Source organism: Glutamicibacter sp. B1 (assembly GCF_039602135.1).
In the GTDB taxonomy this organism is placed as follows: Bacteria; Actinomycetota; Actinomycetes; order Actinomycetales; family Micrococcaceae; genus Glutamicibacter; species Glutamicibacter ectropisis.
The window spans coordinates 748,615-766,051 of sequence record NZ_CP125942.1; the positions used below are offsets into that span (position 1 = coordinate 748,615).

General features: G+C 57.8%; 14 protein-coding genes. 12 read left to right on the forward strand and 2 right to left on the reverse strand.

Features of this window, described 5'->3' with window-relative positions; genetic code table 11:
* Positions 1 to 14: 14 nt before the first annotated feature.
* Together QMQ05_RS03475 and sdhC are read right to left on the reverse strand one after the other, a co-directional pair.
* The gene (locus QMQ05_RS03475) at positions 15 to 461 is read right to left on the reverse strand and encodes a succinate dehydrogenase hydrophobic membrane anchor subunit (RefSeq protein WP_345473040.1); all 447 of its coding nucleotides are present in this window, start codon (positions 459 to 461) and stop codon (positions 15 to 17) included.
* 3 nt (positions 462 to 464) lie between these two features.
* Entirely contained in the window at positions 465 to 878 is a 414-nt protein-coding gene (gene sdhC / locus QMQ05_RS03480) for a succinate dehydrogenase, cytochrome b556 subunit (RefSeq protein WP_370736825.1), read from the reverse strand.
* 246 nt (positions 879 to 1,124) lie between these two features.
* Between sdhC and QMQ05_RS03485 the strand changes: the two genes are divergently transcribed.
* The 12 genes from QMQ05_RS03485 to QMQ05_RS03540 all read left to right on the forward strand — a co-directional run bounded on the left by QMQ05_RS03485 (position 1,125) and on the right by QMQ05_RS03540 (position 17,394).
* Complete coding sequence (locus tag QMQ05_RS03485) at positions 1,125 to 2,240, forward strand: mannose-1-phosphate guanylyltransferase (protein ID WP_345473044.1); 1,116 nt, start codon at positions 1,125 to 1,127, stop codon at positions 2,238 to 2,240.
* Between the two features lie 224 nt (positions 2,241 to 2,464).
* Entirely contained in the window at positions 2,465 to 4,651 is a 2,187-nt protein-coding gene (gene betT / locus QMQ05_RS03490; RefSeq protein ID WP_345473046.1) for a choline BCCT transporter BetT, read from the forward strand.
* A complete protein-coding gene (locus QMQ05_RS03495) occupies positions 4,648 to 6,162 on the forward strand; it encodes an aldehyde dehydrogenase family protein (RefSeq protein ID WP_345473048.1) in 1,515 nt (504 codons plus the stop codon). Before betT ends, QMQ05_RS03495 begins: the two co-directional genes overlap by 4 nt.
* A gap of 11 nt (positions 6,163 to 6,173) precedes the next feature.
* Entirely contained in the window at positions 6,174 to 7,733 is a 1,560-nt protein-coding gene (locus tag QMQ05_RS03500; RefSeq protein WP_345473050.1) for a GMC family oxidoreductase, read from the forward strand.
* Positions 7,734 to 7,874: 141 nt separating this feature from the next.
* Entirely contained in the window at positions 7,875 to 9,071 is a 1,197-nt protein-coding gene (locus tag QMQ05_RS03505) for an amidohydrolase (RefSeq protein ID WP_345473052.1), read from the forward strand.
* 287 nt (positions 9,072 to 9,358) lie between these two features.
* A complete protein-coding gene (locus QMQ05_RS03510) occupies positions 9,359 to 10,447 on the forward strand; it encodes a BMP family lipoprotein (protein ID WP_345473054.1) in 1,089 nt (362 codons plus the stop codon).
* 140 nt (positions 10,448 to 10,587) lie between these two features.
* A complete protein-coding gene (locus tag QMQ05_RS03515) occupies positions 10,588 to 12,189 on the forward strand; it encodes an ABC transporter ATP-binding protein (RefSeq protein ID WP_345473056.1) in 1,602 nt (533 codons plus the stop codon).
* Positions 12,186 to 13,394, forward strand: coding sequence for an ABC transporter permease (locus QMQ05_RS03520; RefSeq protein WP_345473058.1), 1,209 nt, complete (start codon positions 12,186 to 12,188; stop codon positions 13,392 to 13,394). The genes QMQ05_RS03515 and QMQ05_RS03520 overlap by 4 nt, the downstream gene beginning before the upstream one ends.
* Complete coding sequence (locus tag QMQ05_RS03525) at positions 13,391 to 14,662, forward strand: ABC transporter permease (RefSeq protein WP_345473060.1); 1,272 nt, start codon at positions 13,391 to 13,393, stop codon at positions 14,660 to 14,662. The genes QMQ05_RS03520 and QMQ05_RS03525 overlap by 4 nt, the downstream gene beginning before the upstream one ends.
* Before the next feature lie 9 nt (positions 14,663 to 14,671).
* Complete coding sequence (locus QMQ05_RS03530; RefSeq protein ID WP_334122190.1) at positions 14,672 to 15,082, forward strand: cytidine deaminase; 411 nt, start codon at positions 14,672 to 14,674, stop codon at positions 15,080 to 15,082.
* A gap of 43 nt (positions 15,083 to 15,125) precedes the next feature.
* Positions 15,126 to 16,439, forward strand: coding sequence for a thymidine phosphorylase (locus QMQ05_RS03535; RefSeq protein ID WP_345473062.1), 1,314 nt, complete (start codon positions 15,126 to 15,128; stop codon positions 16,437 to 16,439).
* A gap of 280 nt (positions 16,440 to 16,719) precedes the next feature.
* A complete protein-coding gene (locus tag QMQ05_RS03540; protein ID WP_345473063.1) occupies positions 16,720 to 17,394 on the forward strand; it encodes a DedA family protein in 675 nt (224 codons plus the stop codon).
* The last annotated feature ends 43 nt before the right edge of the window (positions 17,395 to 17,437 follow it).

The following is a 17,437-nucleotide window of genomic DNA, read 5'->3' on the forward strand; positions in this document are numbered from 1 at the left end:
AAACTAGGGGAGTTTCACAAGCACTGCTGCAGCTGGCTACCAGCTACGCAAGGATCGAAGGTGAAGATCACCAGGGAACCGAGCACGATGATGAAGATCGTTGCGACGTACAGAATGCCCTTGAGCCATGCACGGGTGGCGTGCTTTTCTGCGTAGTCGTTGATGATGGTGCGCACACCGTTGGTACCGTGCAGCATGGCCAGCCACAGCAAAGCCAGGTCCCAGAACTGCCATACAGGGGAGGCCCACTTGCCGGCGACGAAGCCGAAGCCGATACCGGAGATGCCTTCTCCGACCATGAGGTTTGCGAAGAGGTGGCCGAAGATCAGGACGATCAGTACAACACCGGAGAGGCGCATGAACAGCCATGCCAGCATTTCGAAGCTGCCACGGGACTTTGGTCCACGCTTGTACTTAGGGTCAATGCGCTGGCTGCGCGGAGCAGGAATAGTAACGCTCATGGCTTAGTGGCTCCCAAATGCGATCGACAGGTGGCGGATTGCGAAGCCTGCGAAGACGATAACCCAGAGGATCAGAACGCCCCAGAGCATCTGGCGCTGGTACTTGGTGCCCTGCTTCCAGAAGTCAACCAGGATCAAACGCAGACCGTTGAATGCGTGGAAGAGGATTGCTGCAACCAGACCGGTTTCACCCAAAGCCATCCACGGGGTCTGATAGGTGCTGATGATTGCGTCGTAAGCGTTGGCGTCAACGCGGACCATCGCCGTGTCCAGCACGTGAACCAGTAGATAGAGAAAAATAACGACACCGGTGACTCGGTGTCCCACCCAGGACCACATGCCTTCATGGCCGCGGTATAGGGTGCCTGACGAAGTCTTCGACACTGAACTAAACCTCCAAGGCTCGCAACGGCGCATGTGTATATTGCACACAATGAGATTTGACGCACTTGTGCGAGCGTTCCTTGTGCGAGTCTAAACCACTTGATGCGCTCCAATCTATTTCGTGTCGAGTTCCTGTGAGCATGTTCACCGAATAGCCATGAAAATGCGCTAAAAGGCTGAATTCCCGCACGTAATACCGCATAGATGCTTTTCGTATTTAAGTGTTTTAGCAAATGTCGGTGGACCGGATTATCCACCGAATGAATTAGTCTGGAATGCGTGAATGCAGACCTATTATCCAGATTCCACGGCGTGATCCCCGCCGGAGGTGTCGGTACCCGATTGTGGCCCCTCTCCCGGGCCTCCGCTCCTAAGTTTTTGCACGATCTCACCGGGTCGGGCTCAACCCTGATCCGTGCAACCTACGATCGACTAGTGCCTTTGGCTGGCGAGCGGATTATGGTCGTTACCGGGCGGGCGCACCGTGGTGCGGTGGTCAGCCAGCTACCTGAGCTGTGCGATGAGGACTTGGTACTTGAGCCGGAGCCACGCGACTCGGCTGCTGCCATCGGGTTGGCTGCTGCCATCCTCTACCGCCGTGACCCTAATATCATCATGGGGTCTTTTGCTGCCGACCAGGTGATCGAACCGGTCGAGGTCTTCCAGGCCGCCTTAAGTGAGGCAATTCACACTGCCGCCACCGGCAAAATTGTGACCATCGGAATTCACCCCACCCACCCATCCACCGGGTTCGGTTATATTCGCACCGGTGAACCGCTTTCGGTGCCCAATGCGCCGACCGCACGTGGCGTGGTGGAGTTCGTGGAGAAGCCGGACGAGGACACCGCCCGCAAATACCTAGCCTCCGGTGGTTTCTTCTGGAATGCCGGCATGTTTGTCGCGCCGGTCAGCCTGATGTTGCAGCACCTTGAAGCCAATGAGCCAGAACTTCATGCCGGGTTGATGAAGATCGCCGACGCGTGGGAGAGCGAAAACCGTGATCGGGTGATGCGTGAGGTCTGGCCAGGTCTGCCAAAAATCGCCATTGACTATGCCGTGGCCGAGCCTGCCGCCGAAGCCGGCGACGTGGCAGTGATTCCTGGTGTCTTCAACTGGGATGACGTGGGGGACTTTGCGGCGATTGGCCGCTTGAATAAGGCCAGCGCCGAGGAAGGGATCATCAACCTCGGGGATAGGGAAGTGCGCGTTTACGCCGATAATGCCACCGGTGTGGTCTACTCGGATCGCCCGCGCGTGATCGCCCTGGTGGGGATCGAAGACGTGGTGGTTGTTGATACCGCCGACGCGCTGTTGGTGACCACCAAAGAGCATGCGCAGAAGGTCAAGCAGACCGTTGAGGCGCTGAAGGCCGACGGGGCAACGGAAGTGCTCTAAGGCACAAATAACTTCGGTAAGAGCCGAGATGCATCACTGGGATCAGTGGCGTGTCTCGGCTTTTCCTTTTGTGACCTGTTCGTGAAAGTTTAATTGCCAATTCACCTAATCAGGGCTTGACAAGCACTTTAAGTCATATTTATTTGTTTGTCCTTAAGGATAAATAACGCGAGGTTTTCTCGCAGGCAGGACACGCGCTGATAGAGCTTGATAGGTTGGAAGATATGACTACGGCCAAGATGGGTTCCGGATCATCCCTACCCGAAAATATCGAGACCAATAGTAAACAGACAGAAACCAATTCACCGCAAGGGCCACCTGGAGCCCAACCGGGCAATGAAAAAACCCGAATCAACAAGGTCGTATTTTATGGATCAGCACTTTTAGTGCTGGCCATTGCTCTGTGGGCGATGATCGATCGCGACTCGGCCAGCACGGTCATCACCAGCACCGTGACCTGGATCGGCAAAAACTTTGGCTGGTACTACACGCTGATCGTCGTGACGGTCCTGATCTTCGTGGTCGGGATCGCAGTTTCTAAAGTCGGCAAAACCCGACTAGGCCCGGATCACTCGCGGCCCACCTTCAACATGTTCACCTGGGCGGCCATGCTCTTCGCCGCCGGTATCGGTATTGACCTGATGTTCTTCTCGGTCTCCGAACCGGTCACCCAGTATTTGGCGCCACCAGCGATCGAAGGATCCACGGTACAAGCCGCCCGCCAGGCCATGGCCTGGACACTCTTTCACTACGGCCTGCTCGGTTGGGGACTCTACGCCTTGATCGGCCTGGCGCTAGGCTACTTCGCCTACCGACACAACCTGCCACTGTCTATTCGTTCCGCGCTCTACCCGATCTTGGGCAAGCGCACCGAAGGATGGATCGGGCACACCGTCGACATTGCCGCCATGCTCGGCACGATCTTTGGCATCGCCACCTCACTGGGCATCGGTGTCGCACAGCTGAACTACGGGCTGAACTTCATGTTCGGCATCCCCGAAAACCGCTCCTGGCAGATCATCCTGATCGTCATCGCAGTCATCATGGCGACCGTTTCGGTGCTCTCCGGTGTGGAGAAGGGCATCCGCCGACTCTCCGAACTGAACGTGGTGCTATGCATCGCGCTGATGCTCTTTGTGCTGATCGCTGGCTCCACCGCCTACCTCTTTGACGGCATCGTGAACAACATCGGTGACAGCATCTCGATGTTCCCCTCAATGGCCCTCGACACCTTCGCCTACGAACGTCCCGATGAGTGGTTGAACGGTTGGACGCTGTTCTTCTGGGCCTGGTGGATCGCCTGGGCACCATTTGTTGGCCTGTTCTTGGCCCGCATCTCCCGTGGCCGCACCATCCGCCAGTTTGTTGTTGCCGTGCTGGTAGTACCGTTCGCTTTCATCCTGCTGTGGATCTCCATCTTCGGCAATAGTGCCCTGGAGCTGGTGCGTTCGGGCAATACCGCCTTTGGTGAAGTAGCCATGAACACTCCCGAGCGGGCCTTCTACTCGCTGCTCGAACAGCTACCCGGGGCTCCCATTACCGCCGCGGTAGCCACCTTCACCGGGTTGCTCTTCTATGTCACCAGCGCCGACTCTGGTGCCCTGGTGATGGCGAACTTCACCTCGCATCTGAAGGACGCGCAGGCTGACGGCTCCAAGCCGGTACGACTGTTCTGGTCCGTGGCCACCGGCCTATTGACCCTGGGCATGCTCTTTGTCGACGGGGTCCCCACCCTGCAGGGCGCCACCGTGATTATGGGGCTGCCGTTCTCCTTCGTGCTGGTGTTCATCATGCTGGGGCTGTTCAAATCCCTGCGCATGGAAGGGGCCCTGGCCGATAGTTATCAGAACAACATGCACAAGGTGCTCTCCAGCCGTATGGGCGCGAACTCGGACCGGCGTAATTGGAAGCAGCGCATGACCCGAGCCATGACCTACCCGGGTCGACGCTCGGCCAAGAAATTCCTCGCCGAAGTCGCCCTGCCGGCCTTGCAAGAAGTCAGCGAAGAATTCACCGTGCGCGGTGCTGAAGTCAACCTCGATATTGCTCCGGTTGAACACCTAGAAATGAACTCCTTGGACCTGGTGGTGGCCAATGGCGCCGAACGCCCCTTCAAGTACCAGATCTATCCGGTGCAAATCCAGGTACCAAGTTTCGCCCGGGTCTCCGCCGGTGCCGATGACTACTTCCGCATTGAAGTTTTCTCACAGGAAGGTAGCCACGGCTACGACCTGATGGGACTGACCAAGGAACAACTGATCTGCGACGTACTGGACCAGTACGAAGCACACCTGGTGTTCCTCGAAGCCCAGACCGAAGCTGCTGCACCGAGCCAGATCAACTCGGACGGCGCCTTCAAAACCCAATGGGAATCAGATTTTGAACCGACCCCGAAAGAAGAGGAAGCATGAGTTTTCCAAGCAATCAAAATCCACGCCTACACAGCGGGGAAACACTCTTTATCAACGGCGTCTTTGAAGCTGCTAGTACTGGTGCCACCCGCACCATCAAGTGCCCAGCTAACGGAGTAGAGGTCGCCAAGGTCTCCGAGGCCGGCCAAGCTGACTCCGAGCGTGCCATCGCCGCGGCACGTCAGAGCTTTGACTCCGGCGTATGGTCGCAGGTACCAGCCGGTGAACGCGGAGACTTCCTGCTGAAGGTGGCCGATCGCCTCATCGAGCGCAAGGCCGAGTTCGCACTGGCAGAAACCCTGGACACCGGCAAGCGCCTGGTGGAATCCGAAATCGACATGGATGATATTGCCGCTTGCTTCCGCTACTTCGGCAAGCTGGCCGGCCAGGACATGGGTCGCCTGGTGGATGCCGGGGATATCAATGTGCTCAGCCGCATCAGCTACGAACCGGTGGGTGTGGCCGCGATGATCACCCCATGGAACTACCCACTACTGCAAGCAGCATGGAAGATTGCTCCTGCGCTGGCAGCTGGTTGTTCCTTCGTGCTCAAGCCTGCCGAGCTGAGCCCCTCTACCTCCATTTTGACCATGGAAATCCTCGCCGAGCTGGGACTGCCAGCAGGCGTCGCGAACCTGGTCACCGGTACCGGTGCCGAAGCCGGTGCGATCCTGAGCGAACACCGCGACGTGGACTTGGTCTCCTTCACCGGCGGACTGGTCACCGGGCGTAAGGTCGCCGCTGCGGCTGCCGGCACCGTGAAGAAGGTAGCGCTGGAATTGGGTGGCAAGAACCCGAACGTCATCTTTGCCGATGCTGACTTTGACGCTGCCGTGGACAACGCACTGAACGCTGCTTTCGTGCACTCCGGTCAGGTCTGCTCGGCCGGTGCCCGTTTGGTGGTTGAAGAATCGATCGCCGAAAAGTTCGTTGACGAGTTGGTGCGTCGCACGCAGAACATCGTCGTCGGTGGCCCCTTTGATGAGAAGGCCGAAACCGGTGCGCTGATTTCCGAAGACCACCTGGCCAAGGTGGACGCTTATGTCCAGGCCGGGATCGCCGAAGGCGCACGCGTGCGTTGCGGTGGCCGCCGCGCTACCGCGCAAGACGGCGCCGGATTAGAGGACGGCAGCTTCTACCTCCCAACCGTATTGGATCAGGTCTCCCGCGGCATGTCGGTCGTTGTTGATGAAGCCTTCGGCCCTGTGGTGACCGTAGAAACCTTCAGCACCGAGGACGAAGCAGTAACGATCGCCAACGATACCGACTACGGCCTGGCCGGCGCGGTCTGGAGCCAGGATGCTTCCAAGACCCAGCGTGTTGCCGGTCGACTTCGCCACGGCACCATCTGGATCAACGACTTCCACCCATACCTGCCACAGGCTGAATGGGGTGGCTTCGGCCAGTCAGGTGTGGGCCGCGAGCTCGGCCCGACGGGCTTGGGCGAGTACCAAGAAGCAAAGCATATCTACCAAAACCTGGACCCACAGGTCACCGGCTGGTTCAAGTAAGGAGAGAAACAATGCAGGAATTCGACTACATCGTTATCGGCGGCGGTTCCGCCGGAGCTGCAGTAGCTGCACGACTGAGTGAAGATCCCTCGGTACAGGTCGCCCTCGTGGAGGCCGGCCCCGATGACCGCGACTATGATGAGGTGCTCCAGCTCGAGCGCTGGATGGAACTGCTCGAATCTGGCCTGGACTGGGACTACCCGATTGAAGAGCAGGAAAACGGCAACTCCTTCATGCGCCACGCACGCGCCAAGGTGATGGGCGGCTGCTCGAGCCACAACTCGTGCATTGCGTTCTGGGCTCCTCGGGAAGACCTAAACGAGTGGGAATCCAAGTTTGGTGCCACCGGCTGGAACGCCGAGACCGCCTACCGCTTGTACAAGAAGCTGGAAACGAACGAGGATGCCGGCCCGGACGCGCCACACCACGGCGATAGTGGTCCGGTGAAGCTGATGAATGTTCCAGCCAATGATCCTTGCGGTGTTGCACTGCTGGACGCTTGTGAAGAAGCGGGCATTCCACGCGCCAAGTTCAACAACAACAAGACGGTCATCAACGGAGCGAACTTCTTCCAGATCAATCGCCGTGCCGATGGCGTGCGTTCTTCCTCGTCGGTCTCCTACATTCACCCGATCCTTGAGCGTGAGAACTTCACCTTGCTCACCGGGTTGCAGGCGCGAAAGCTGAACTTCGATCAGGACAAGCGCTGTACCGGTGTTGACGTGGTTGACGGTGCCTTCGGGCGCACCAAGACCCTGAACGCGCGACGCGAAGTGGTGGTCAGTGCCGGTGCGATTGACTCGCCGAAGCTGCTGATGCTTTCGGGTATTGGCCCAGCAGAGCACCTCGAATCGGTCGGTGTCCAGGTGCTGGTTGACGCTCCTGGTGTGGGCGAGCACCTGCAGGATCACCCAGAAGCGGTGATCCAGTGGGAGGCGAAGAAGCCGATGCCTGAAACTTCCACCCAGTGGTGGGAAATCGGGATCTTCACCCCGACCGAAGAAGGCTTGGATCGTCCAGATCTGATGATGCACTACGGTTCGGTGCCTTTTGACATGCACACCCTGCGTCAGGGCTACCCAACGGGTGAAAACACCTTCTGCCTCACCCCGAATGTCACCCACGCTAAGTCCCGGGGTACCGTACGCCTGCGTAGCTGCGACTTCCGTGACAAGCCCAAGGTTGACCCACGCTACTTCACCGATGCTGAAGGCCATGATGCTCGCGTGATGATTGCCGGTATTCGCAAGGCCCGTGAAATTGTTTCGCAGTCATCACTGGGGGATTGGGCCGGGGAAGAGCAGTTCCCGGGGCAGGCGACCCAGAGTGATGAGGAAATCTTCGACTACATCAAGCGCACCCACAACACCGTGTACCACCCGGCAGGTACCGTGCGTATGGGTGCCGTCGATGATGAGCTCAGCCCTTTGGATCCAGAACTGCGGGTCAAGGGTGTTAGCGGTTTGCGTGTAGCCGATGCGTCGGTTATGCCAGAACTGGTCACCGTGAACCCAAACATCACCGTGATGATGATTGGTGAGCGTTGCGCTGAACTGATCCGCGAAAACTAGGGATCAAAACAATGGTGGTGGTCATCGGGAAGCCGGTGGCCACCATCTTTGTCTTGGGTCAACTGTTTCGTGCAGAAGCCAAACATTACGAAGAACTGTCATCTGTAGCGCATAGACGAGTATCTTCGAAAGGTGTCCACCGTGAATGATTATGACAATGTTGCCTCCGTCAGCGCCTTCACCGAGCCGTTAATCGATCAGTTGATCGACTTTCGGCGTGAGCTGCACCGGAACCCAGAACTGTCCTTTGCGGAGCACCAAACAACTCAACGCATCATGGAAACCCTGCAGACCGCTGGACTCTCGCCGCAGAAGATGAGCGATACCGGAGCCTTTGTTGACATTGGTCAGGGCCCAATCCGTATTGGCTTCCGCGCCGATATTGATGCGCTACCAGTCTTAGAAGAAACCGATTTAGAGTACAGCTCTTTGGTTGAGGGCGTGGCGCACGCTTGTGGCCACGACATTCACACCACCGTGATGCTCGGTGTCGCCCTGGCGCTTAATAACCTCAATGAGGCAGGCCTGCTTGCTGGGCGGGTGCGCGTGATCTTCCAGCCTGCCGAGGAGAAATTGCCCGGCGGGGCGCTTTCGGTGATTGAGCAAGGGCTGCTCGATGAAGTACCACGTGTCCTCGCCCTGCACTGCGATCCTCGAATCGATGCGGGACATATTGGCACCCGTATTGGGGCCATCACCTCGGCCAGCGACACCATCCGCATTGAGGTCAATGGGCGTGGCGGGCACACCTCGCGCCCACACCTGACTGAAGACATCGTTTTTGCGATGAGCCAGATCGCCACCCAGGTTCCTGCGGTACTCGGACGTAAGGTCGATGTGCGTTCTGCAGTTTCTGTGGTGTGGGGTCAGATCCATGCCGGAAGCGCGCCGAACGCTATCCCTGCCACCGGTTACTTGGCTGGAACCATGCGCTGCCTTGACGGTGATATTTGGTATGAGGCCGGTGAACTGTTGGATAACGCGGTGCGCCAAATTGCCGCTCCCTACGGCGTGGAAATTAAGCTCCAGCACACTCGTGGTGTCCCACCGGTGGTGAACGCCCCAGCTGAGACGGCATTGATTGAGGATGCTGCCCGGCGTGAATTTGGTGCGGACGCGATTGAACTGACCCCGCAGTCCATGGGTGGGGAAGATTTCGCGTGGATGACCCAGAAGATCCCAGGAGCAATGTTGCGCCTGGGAACGAGGACTCCCGGTGGAAAGACCTACGATCTGCATCGTGGGGATTACGTGCCTGATGAATCGTGTATTGGTATCGGTGTACGGATCATGACAGCGGCTGCAATGCAAGCCGTGGGTGAACATCGCACGAAATAGCGTGTTGGTCACAGTAAACTCAAAACTTTTTAACTAGTCTTTGACACTTTCTGAATTGTTTGAGTGACTTGGGCATTGACGTTAAGCGCTTGCCGTTTTGATGCCTCTTAGTTATCTGTTTGTAATCTTTATCGTCTTTACCTGTGACGTATCTCCGATAGGCTATGGAAACGATGGGGAATCTACGACTTTAGATGTGCCCGCGTAAGGCCCAGGCAAAGATGCCTTACAAAGGGTGGCTGGTGTCTGAACTCCCACATGATCTCGCACGACTTTTGGAGGAATAGATGCGCTTCGTATCGCGCAAGACCGGTGTGGCTACGGCCATGCTCGGCATCTCGGCATTGGCTTTGAGCGCCTGTGGCGCAGCACCGGAAGAGTCCAGCTCGGCTGGTCAATACCCGGACTACATCGGTTGCATCGTTTCGGACTCCGGCGGATTCGACGATCAGTCCTTCAATGAGTCCTCATACCGCGGCCTGAAGAACGCCGAAAAGGACCTTGGCATCAAGATCCGTGAAGCAGAATCGAAGTCCAACGCAGACTTCGCGACGAACCTTCAGGGCATGATGGGCGCTAACTGCAACCTGACCATCACCGTGGGCTTCTTGCTGGCCGACGCGACGGCAGATGCTGCAGCGAAGAACCCAGATTCGCACTTCGCTATCGTTGATAACCAGTACGAAAAGAACATCGATAACGTCAAGCCAATCATTTACGACACGGCTCAGGCTGCCTTCCTCGCAGGCTACGCAGCAGCTGCTGCTTCGGAGACCGGCACCGTAGCCACCTTCGGTGGTATCCAGATCCCTACCGTGACCATCTTCATGGACGGCTTTGCTGACGGCGTCGCCAAGTTCAACGAAGACAAGGGCGAAAACGTCAAGCTGCTGGGCTGGGACAAGAAGAAGCAGAACGGTACCTTCTCCGGCGACTTCGAAAAGCAGGATAAGGGCAAGCAGATCACCAAGAACTTCATCTCTGCCGGTGCAGACGTGATCATGCCTGTTGCTGGTCCAGTGGGCAAGGGCGCTGGCGCTGCCGTAGCTGAAGCCAACAAGGGCGGCGATAAGGCCAAGCTCATCTGGGTTGACTCCGATGGCTACCTGACCGCACCTGATTACAAGGACTACATGCTGACCTCGGTCGTGAAGACCATGGACGCCGCAGTGGAAGATGTCATCAAGGCTGACGCCGAAGGTAAATTCGACGCCACCCCATACATCGGCACCTTGGAAAACGAAGGTGTCGCACTGGCACCATTCCACGATTTCGATTCGAGCATCGGCGAGGACACCAAGAAGGAGATCGAAGCCCTCAAGGCCCAGATCATCTCCGGTGACCTGAAGGTCGAATCGGCTGCAAGCCCTAAGTAGGCTTTGACACCTCAACCATTTAGCGCGTCACTGCTCGCCGTTGCCCGGCGAGTCGGTGACGCGCTTTATGAATGCCTAGAGCCCAACGCGGCCCACGGGCTAAACTACCTCGCACAACGAACAATGAAGATGGTGGAATCGTGAAACTCGAACTACGGGGAATCTCGAAAGCCTTCGGTTCTTTCTACGCCAACAAAAATATTGACCTGATGGTTGATGACGCGCAGATTCACTGTCTGCTCGGCGAAAATGGTGCTGGAAAATCCACGCTTATGAACGTGCTCTACGGTCTATACCAACCGACCGAGGGCGAAATCCTGCTTGATGGAAACCCCGTTGAGTTCTCTGGACCTGGCGACGCCATGGCCGCCGGAATCGGCATGGTGCACCAGCACTTCATGCTCGTCCCGGTGTTCACCGTGGCAGAAAATATTGCCCTCGGTGCCGAAACCACCAAGGCAGGCGGAATGCTGGACCTGCAGGTCACCCGCAAGAAGATCCGCGAAATCTCTGACCGTTACGGTTTTGATGTTGACCCGGACGCTGTGGTTGAGGACCTGCCTGTCGGTGTGCAGCAGCGTGTAGAAATCATCAAGGCCTTGGTACGCGAGGCCAAGATCCTCATCCTTGATGAGCCCACCGCGGTGCTGACCCCACAAGAAACCGACGAGCTGCTCGAAATTATGCGCCAGCTCAAGGCCAACGGCACCTCCATCGTTTTCATTTCACACAAACTGCGTGAAGTTCGTGCCGTCTCGGATGTCATTACCGTGATCCGTCGCGGTGAAGTCATCGACTCGGTCTCCCCAGAATCATCCACCACCGAGCTAGCCAACCTGATGGTGGGCCGTGCCGTGGAACTGAACCTGAACAAGGCTGAAGCCACCCCGGGTGAAGCAGTGCTGCAGGTCAAAGACCTGTCAGTGGTCAACCCGGCAGGCACCACCACGCTGGACTCGGTCACCTTCGACATCCACGAAGGTGAGATCCTGGCAGTGGCCGGCGTGCAGGGCAACGGCCAAACCGAACTCACCGAAGCCATTTTGGGGACCCAACCGGTCACCGGCGGCTCGGTCAAGCTTGCTGGACAAGAACTGGTTGGCAAATCCGTCAAGCAGGTCCTGCGCTCCGGTGTCGGCTTTGTTCCCGAGGACCGTTCAGTCCACGGGCTGGTCACCGAATTCTCCATTGAAGAGAACCTGGTACTGGACCTTTATGACCGGGCACCTTTCGGCAAGGGCATCTCGATGAACCTTGATGCGATCAAGAAGAACGCCACCACGCAGATCAAAGACTTTGACGTGCGTACCGATAACCCGCTGAACCCGGCCTCCAGCCTTTCCGGTGGTAACCAGCAGAAGGTCGTGATGGCTCGCGAGCTCTCCCGCCATCTGAAGCTGTTCATCGCCTCGCAGCCCACCCGCGGTGTGGATGTGGGTTCCATCGAATTCCTGCACCGCCGCATCGTCGCCGAACGCGACAAGGGCACCCCAGTGATGATCGTCTCCACCGAACTTGACGAGGTCATGGAACTGGCTGACCGCATCGCAGTGCTGTACAAGGGCAAGATCAACGGCATCGTCCCGGGCAATACTTCACGCGAAGTCCTCGGGTTGATGATGGCCGGCGTCTCGGCTGAAGAAGCCGCGGAACAAGCAGAATTTACCAAGTCAGATAATGAGCCCGTGGAAGCAGCACCGGCTGGCGAGCGAAGCGAGAACCAGGAAGGAGAAGACCAGTGAGCGAGACTAAAGCACCGGTTGTTCCCGATTCCGAGAAACCGGGCAACGACCTGCTCAAGCAAATCACCCAAGGTCCGGGCCTAATCTCGGTCCTCGGCGTGATCGTGGCACTGATCATCGGCGGTTTGCTGATTGCCATCACCGATGAAAAGGTCGCACAAACCGCCGGGTACTTCTTTGCCCGTCCTACCGACTTCCTGACCGAGCTGTGGCGTGCAGCCACCGAAAGCTATGTGGCCCTGTTCAACGGCGCCATCTACAACTCGGCCCAAGGCTTTAAGCCGTTCCTAGAAACCCTGACAGTTTCCACCCCGCTGATCTGTGCAGGTCTCGGCGTGGCCGTAGCCTTCCGTGCCGGCCTGTTCAACATTGGTGCGCAGGGCCAGATCATCATCGGTTCGGTACTGGCCGCCTACGTTGGTTTCGCCTGGCACCTGCCACTGGGCCTGCACCTGCTGCTGGTCATCGTCTTCGGTCTGATCGGCGGCGCCATTTGGGGCGGCCTGGTCGGTTTGCTCAAGGCTAAAACCGGGGCGCACGAAGTCATCTTGACCATCATGTTCAACTATGTGGCCGTGTACTTCATCGACTACCTGATGAACACCGAAGCCTTCCGTCGCCCAGGTGGCACCAACCCGATTTCCCCGATTCTGGATTCCACAGCAGTTTTCCCAGCCATCCCCGGGTCCCGACTGCACCTGGGCTTCGTGATGGCTGTGTTGCTGGTCATCCTGGTCTCTTGGATGTTCAAGCGTTCCACCGTAGGTTTTGAATTCCGTGCCGTGGGACATAACCCCGATGCTGCACAGACCGCAGGTATCAACGTGGCTCGAAGCACCATCATCGCCATGGCCTTAGCTGGTGCCCTGGCCGGTGCCGCCGGTGTGGCTCAGGTGGCCGGTACCGAGAAGGTACTGACCAGCGGCATCGCTGGCTCCCTGGGCTTCGACGCGATCACCGTGGCCCTGCTGGGTCGCTCCACCCCGTGGGGCACCTTCTTCGCAGGCTTGCTCTTTGGTGCATTCCAGGCCGGCGCGGTGAACATGCAGATCACCACCGGTACCCCAATCGACATTGTCTCCGTGGTCCAGTCGCTGATCGTTCTGTTCATCGCCGCTCCACCACTGGTCAAGGCGATCTTCGGCATGAACCGCAAGAAGAAGCGCACTCCTCAGCTCGAAACTACCCAGGCAGGTGCCAAGTGACCTCCTCCACCTTGCAACCGGCAATCAGCGTATTGCCAAGTAAGAAGACCCCGATCATCCTTTCGGTGATCGCTGTGATCGTCTTCTTGTGCTTTGGCCTGTTGGGCAACAGCGAAAGCGCACACTTCCAGCTCAACAGTGCCGGAGATGCGTTTACGCTGCCAGAATTGGTCTTCCCGGGTAAAGCCAGCAACATCGTGATCGGTGTGCTGCTTTTGGGCATCGCTGCGTACTCGTGGATGCAGCGCACCAAGGGTCAGCTCATGGCGACCTGGATCGTGGCCATTGCCGCAATCCTCTTTGTGCTCTCCTTCTTGATCTGGGTGGTCTCCGGAGCAGACATCAGCACCATCTCCCTGGCCAGCCTGCTGGCCGGTGCCGTGGTCCTGGCTGTCCCACTGGTCTTCGGTTCGCTTTCAGGCGTGCTCTGCGAACGAGCCGGCGTGGTCAACATCGCCATCGAAGGTCAGCTGCTCGGTGGCGCATTCACCGCAGCACTGGTCTCCTCGCTGACCAAGAATGCGTTCCTGGGCCTGATTGCCGCCGGTATCGCCGGTGCACTGGTGTCCCTGGTCCTGGCACTGTTCTCCATCAAGTACGTGGTCAACCAGATCATCGTGGGTGTGGTGCTCAACGTTCTGGTCTCCGGTATCACCGGGTTCCTGTTCACCACCGTGATGCAGCAGGATCCGGAACTGTACAACTCGCCGGTGCACCTGCCGGTGATCGATATTCCACTGCTCTCGGCCATTCCGGTGATCGGTCCGATCCTGTTCAAGCAGTCGGTGATCGGCTACCTGATGTACCTGGCAGTGTTCATCGTGTGGTTCGGTCTGTTCAAAACCAAGTGGGGCCTGCGCGTGCGCGCCGTGGGCGAACACCCTAAGGCCGCTGACACCCTGGGTATCAAGGTCAACCGCACCCGCTTCTTCAATGTCACCCTCGGCGGCATTGTGGCAGGTATCGGTGGCTCCTTCTTCACCCTGGTCGCCATCGACTCCTTCACCAAGGAGATCTCCGGTGGTCGCGGCTTCATCGCCCTGGCCGCAGTGATCTTCGGACGTTGGAACCCGATCGGTGCCTTCCTAGCAGCACTACTCTTCGGCTTTGCCGACAACCTGCAGGTGATCCTCACGATCATCGGCACCCCGGTACCAAGCCAGTTCATGGCCATGATGCCTTACCTCGTCACCATCTTCGCCGTGGCGGGACTGGTGGGCCGCTCTCGTGGCCCAGCAGCTGCCGGCGAACCCTATGTGAAGGAATAACCGGTACAGATGACTACCAACACCGCGCCGTGGTCGCAGCTTGAAGCTGCGGCTGCGGCCGCGCTGTCTCAGGCGTATGCACCCTACTCAAAATATCGGGTGGGTTCAGCAGCGATGACCAGCGACGGCCGCATGATCTCCGGCTGCAATATCGAAAATGCCGCCTATGGCGTCACCCTCTGCGCAGAATGCTCGATGGTCGGACAGCTCTTCGCCACCGGCGGCGGAACCCTGGAGTACTTCGTGTGCTTTGGACAGCTGGAGGACGGGGAATTAGAACTGATCACCCCGTGCGGACGCTGCCGACAATTACTCTTTGAACACCGCGGAGCCGACCTGCGAATCAAGACCGCACGTGCCATCGTGGGCATCGACGATCTTTTGCCTGATGCGTTCGGGCCACAAAACCTCAACGTGTAATGCCGGTATTCACCGGCTCAAAGTAGAACGGATGGTGCCAAAGATGGCGACCGAACAATTCAGTGCTGTTGAAGTGATTCGTGCTAAGCGTGATGGCGCTGAGCTGAGCAATCAGATGATCGACTGGACCATCGACGCCTATACCCGTGGGGTCATTGCTGAGGAGCAAATGTCCGCACTGAATATGGCGATCTACTTCCAGGGCATGAACCGCAACGAAATCTCCCGCTGGACCACCGCGATGATCAATTCCGGTGAACGCATGGACTTCTCCACACTCACCAACGCCTCGGGTAAAAAGCTGGCGACCACCGATAAACATTCCACCGGAGGGGTGGGGGATAAGATCACCTTGCCACTGGCCCCACTGGTGGCTAGTTTCGGTGTTGCTGTTCCACAGCTTTCGGGCCGCGGGCTAGGGCACACCGGTGGAACCCTGGATAAGCTCGAAGCCATCCCAGGCTGGCGCGCCAATTTGTCCAACGAAGAACTCTTCTCCCAGCTCTCCAACGTCGGTGCTGTTATTTGTGCCGCCGGTGCCGGGTTGGCCCCTGCCGATAAGAAGCTCTACGCCCTGCGCGATGTCACCGCCACCGTGGAAGCAATCCCATTGATTGCCTCCTCGATCATGAGTAAAAAGATCGCCGAAGGCACCGGCAGCCTGGTGCTGGATGTGAAGGTCGGTTCCGGCGCGTTCATGAAGGATGAAGCCATGGCCAGGGAACTGGCCGAGACCATGGTGAACCTGGGCACCGATGCCGGGGTGAACACCGTGGCCCTGCTGACCAACATGGAAACCCCACTGGGGTTGACCGCGGGCAACGCCATTGAAGTTGAAGAGTCGGTAGAAGTCCTTGCCGGTGGCGGTCCCGAAGACGTGGTTGAACTGACCGTGGCCCTGGCCGTTGAAATGCTGGCCGGTGCCGGAATCCACGACGTTGATGTGCGTGAAGCACTGAAGAACGGCCAGGCGATGGATAGCTGGCGTGCCATGATTTCGGCTCAGGGCGGCGACCCTGACGCCAAACTGCCGGTAGCTAAGGAATCACACACCGTGGTGGCGCCGGCCGAAGGCGTGTTGATCAAGTTGGACGCCATGGATATTGGTTTGGCTGCCTGGACCTTGGGGGCAGGTCGTGCCCGCAAGGAAGATAGCGTTCAGGCTGGCGCTGGCGTACGCATGCACGTAAAGCCCGGAGCCTTATTGCGACGCGGTGAACCTATTGCCACCCTGCTGACCGATACCCCAGAAAAGATGTGGCGTGCTATCGAACTGGTAGAACGGGCCATCATGATTGGCTCCGAGAATGATCGCCCAGACATGCGTCTGATCCTGGATCGGATTGCTGCTTCCTAAGTGCATGACTAGTGAAGAGCCGGGACATATCATTGATGTGTTCCGGTTCTTCGTATTCCCAGTTCAAACCATGCCCATGAGCGCAAGAATAAATTCATGTACTGCTTCGGGAACCATCGGACCGGGTCCACTCGTTGGATTACTAGCTCCTACCTAGGTCGGGGTCAGTAGAAGTCCACATTGCCACATCAGTATGATGCGCCATCACTTGATCTCGAGTGAAAATGGTTGGACAGGTAGCGCAGCACGCGCTCTTTTGGGAAAGAAGTTGTAAGTCCGTATGGAACTAGTTAACGAGGCAATTACGCAGGCTGCCAGCGCATGGTGGGTACTGCCCCTCTTGTTCTTGTTTTGCCTGATGGACGCGTTTTTCCCTATCGTGCCCAGTGAATCTTTCCTGGTTTCGTTGGCAGCCGTGGGCATTCACTCAGGAAGTCCCAACCTCTTCCTTGTCGGTGCCCTGGGTGCAGCGGGCGCGTTGCTGGGTGATCAGATTACCTACGCCATAGGCCGGAAAATTGGCGCGCACGGATTTAAGTGGATGCGCGGAAGACGAGCACAGAGAGTGCTGCACTATGCCGAAAAGAAGTTAGAAACTTCTGGAGCGCTACTGATTTTCACGGCACGCTACATCCCGGTGGGACGTGTCGCCGTGAATCTGACCGCAGGCGCCACCGGTTTCAGCCACAAAAGATTCACGCTCTTTGACACCATCGGCGTGCTCACCTGGGCTATCTATTCGGTGAGTATTGGTGCCTTGGCCGGTAATTGGATGCACGACAACAAACTCTTAGGGATTGGCCTATCCATCGTCATTGCGGTGGTGCTCGGATTTGTCATTGACCGCATCGTCAGTTGGGCGCTAAACCGTTACCACCGGCGCGTTGAATCAGCGGCCAAACCCACCGAAGAATTAGAACGCGAGACGGTACCACCAAGCATCGACGAGGGTTAACCTGCAGTATTGAGCAGGGTCACATTGTGGCTCGCAGATCTTT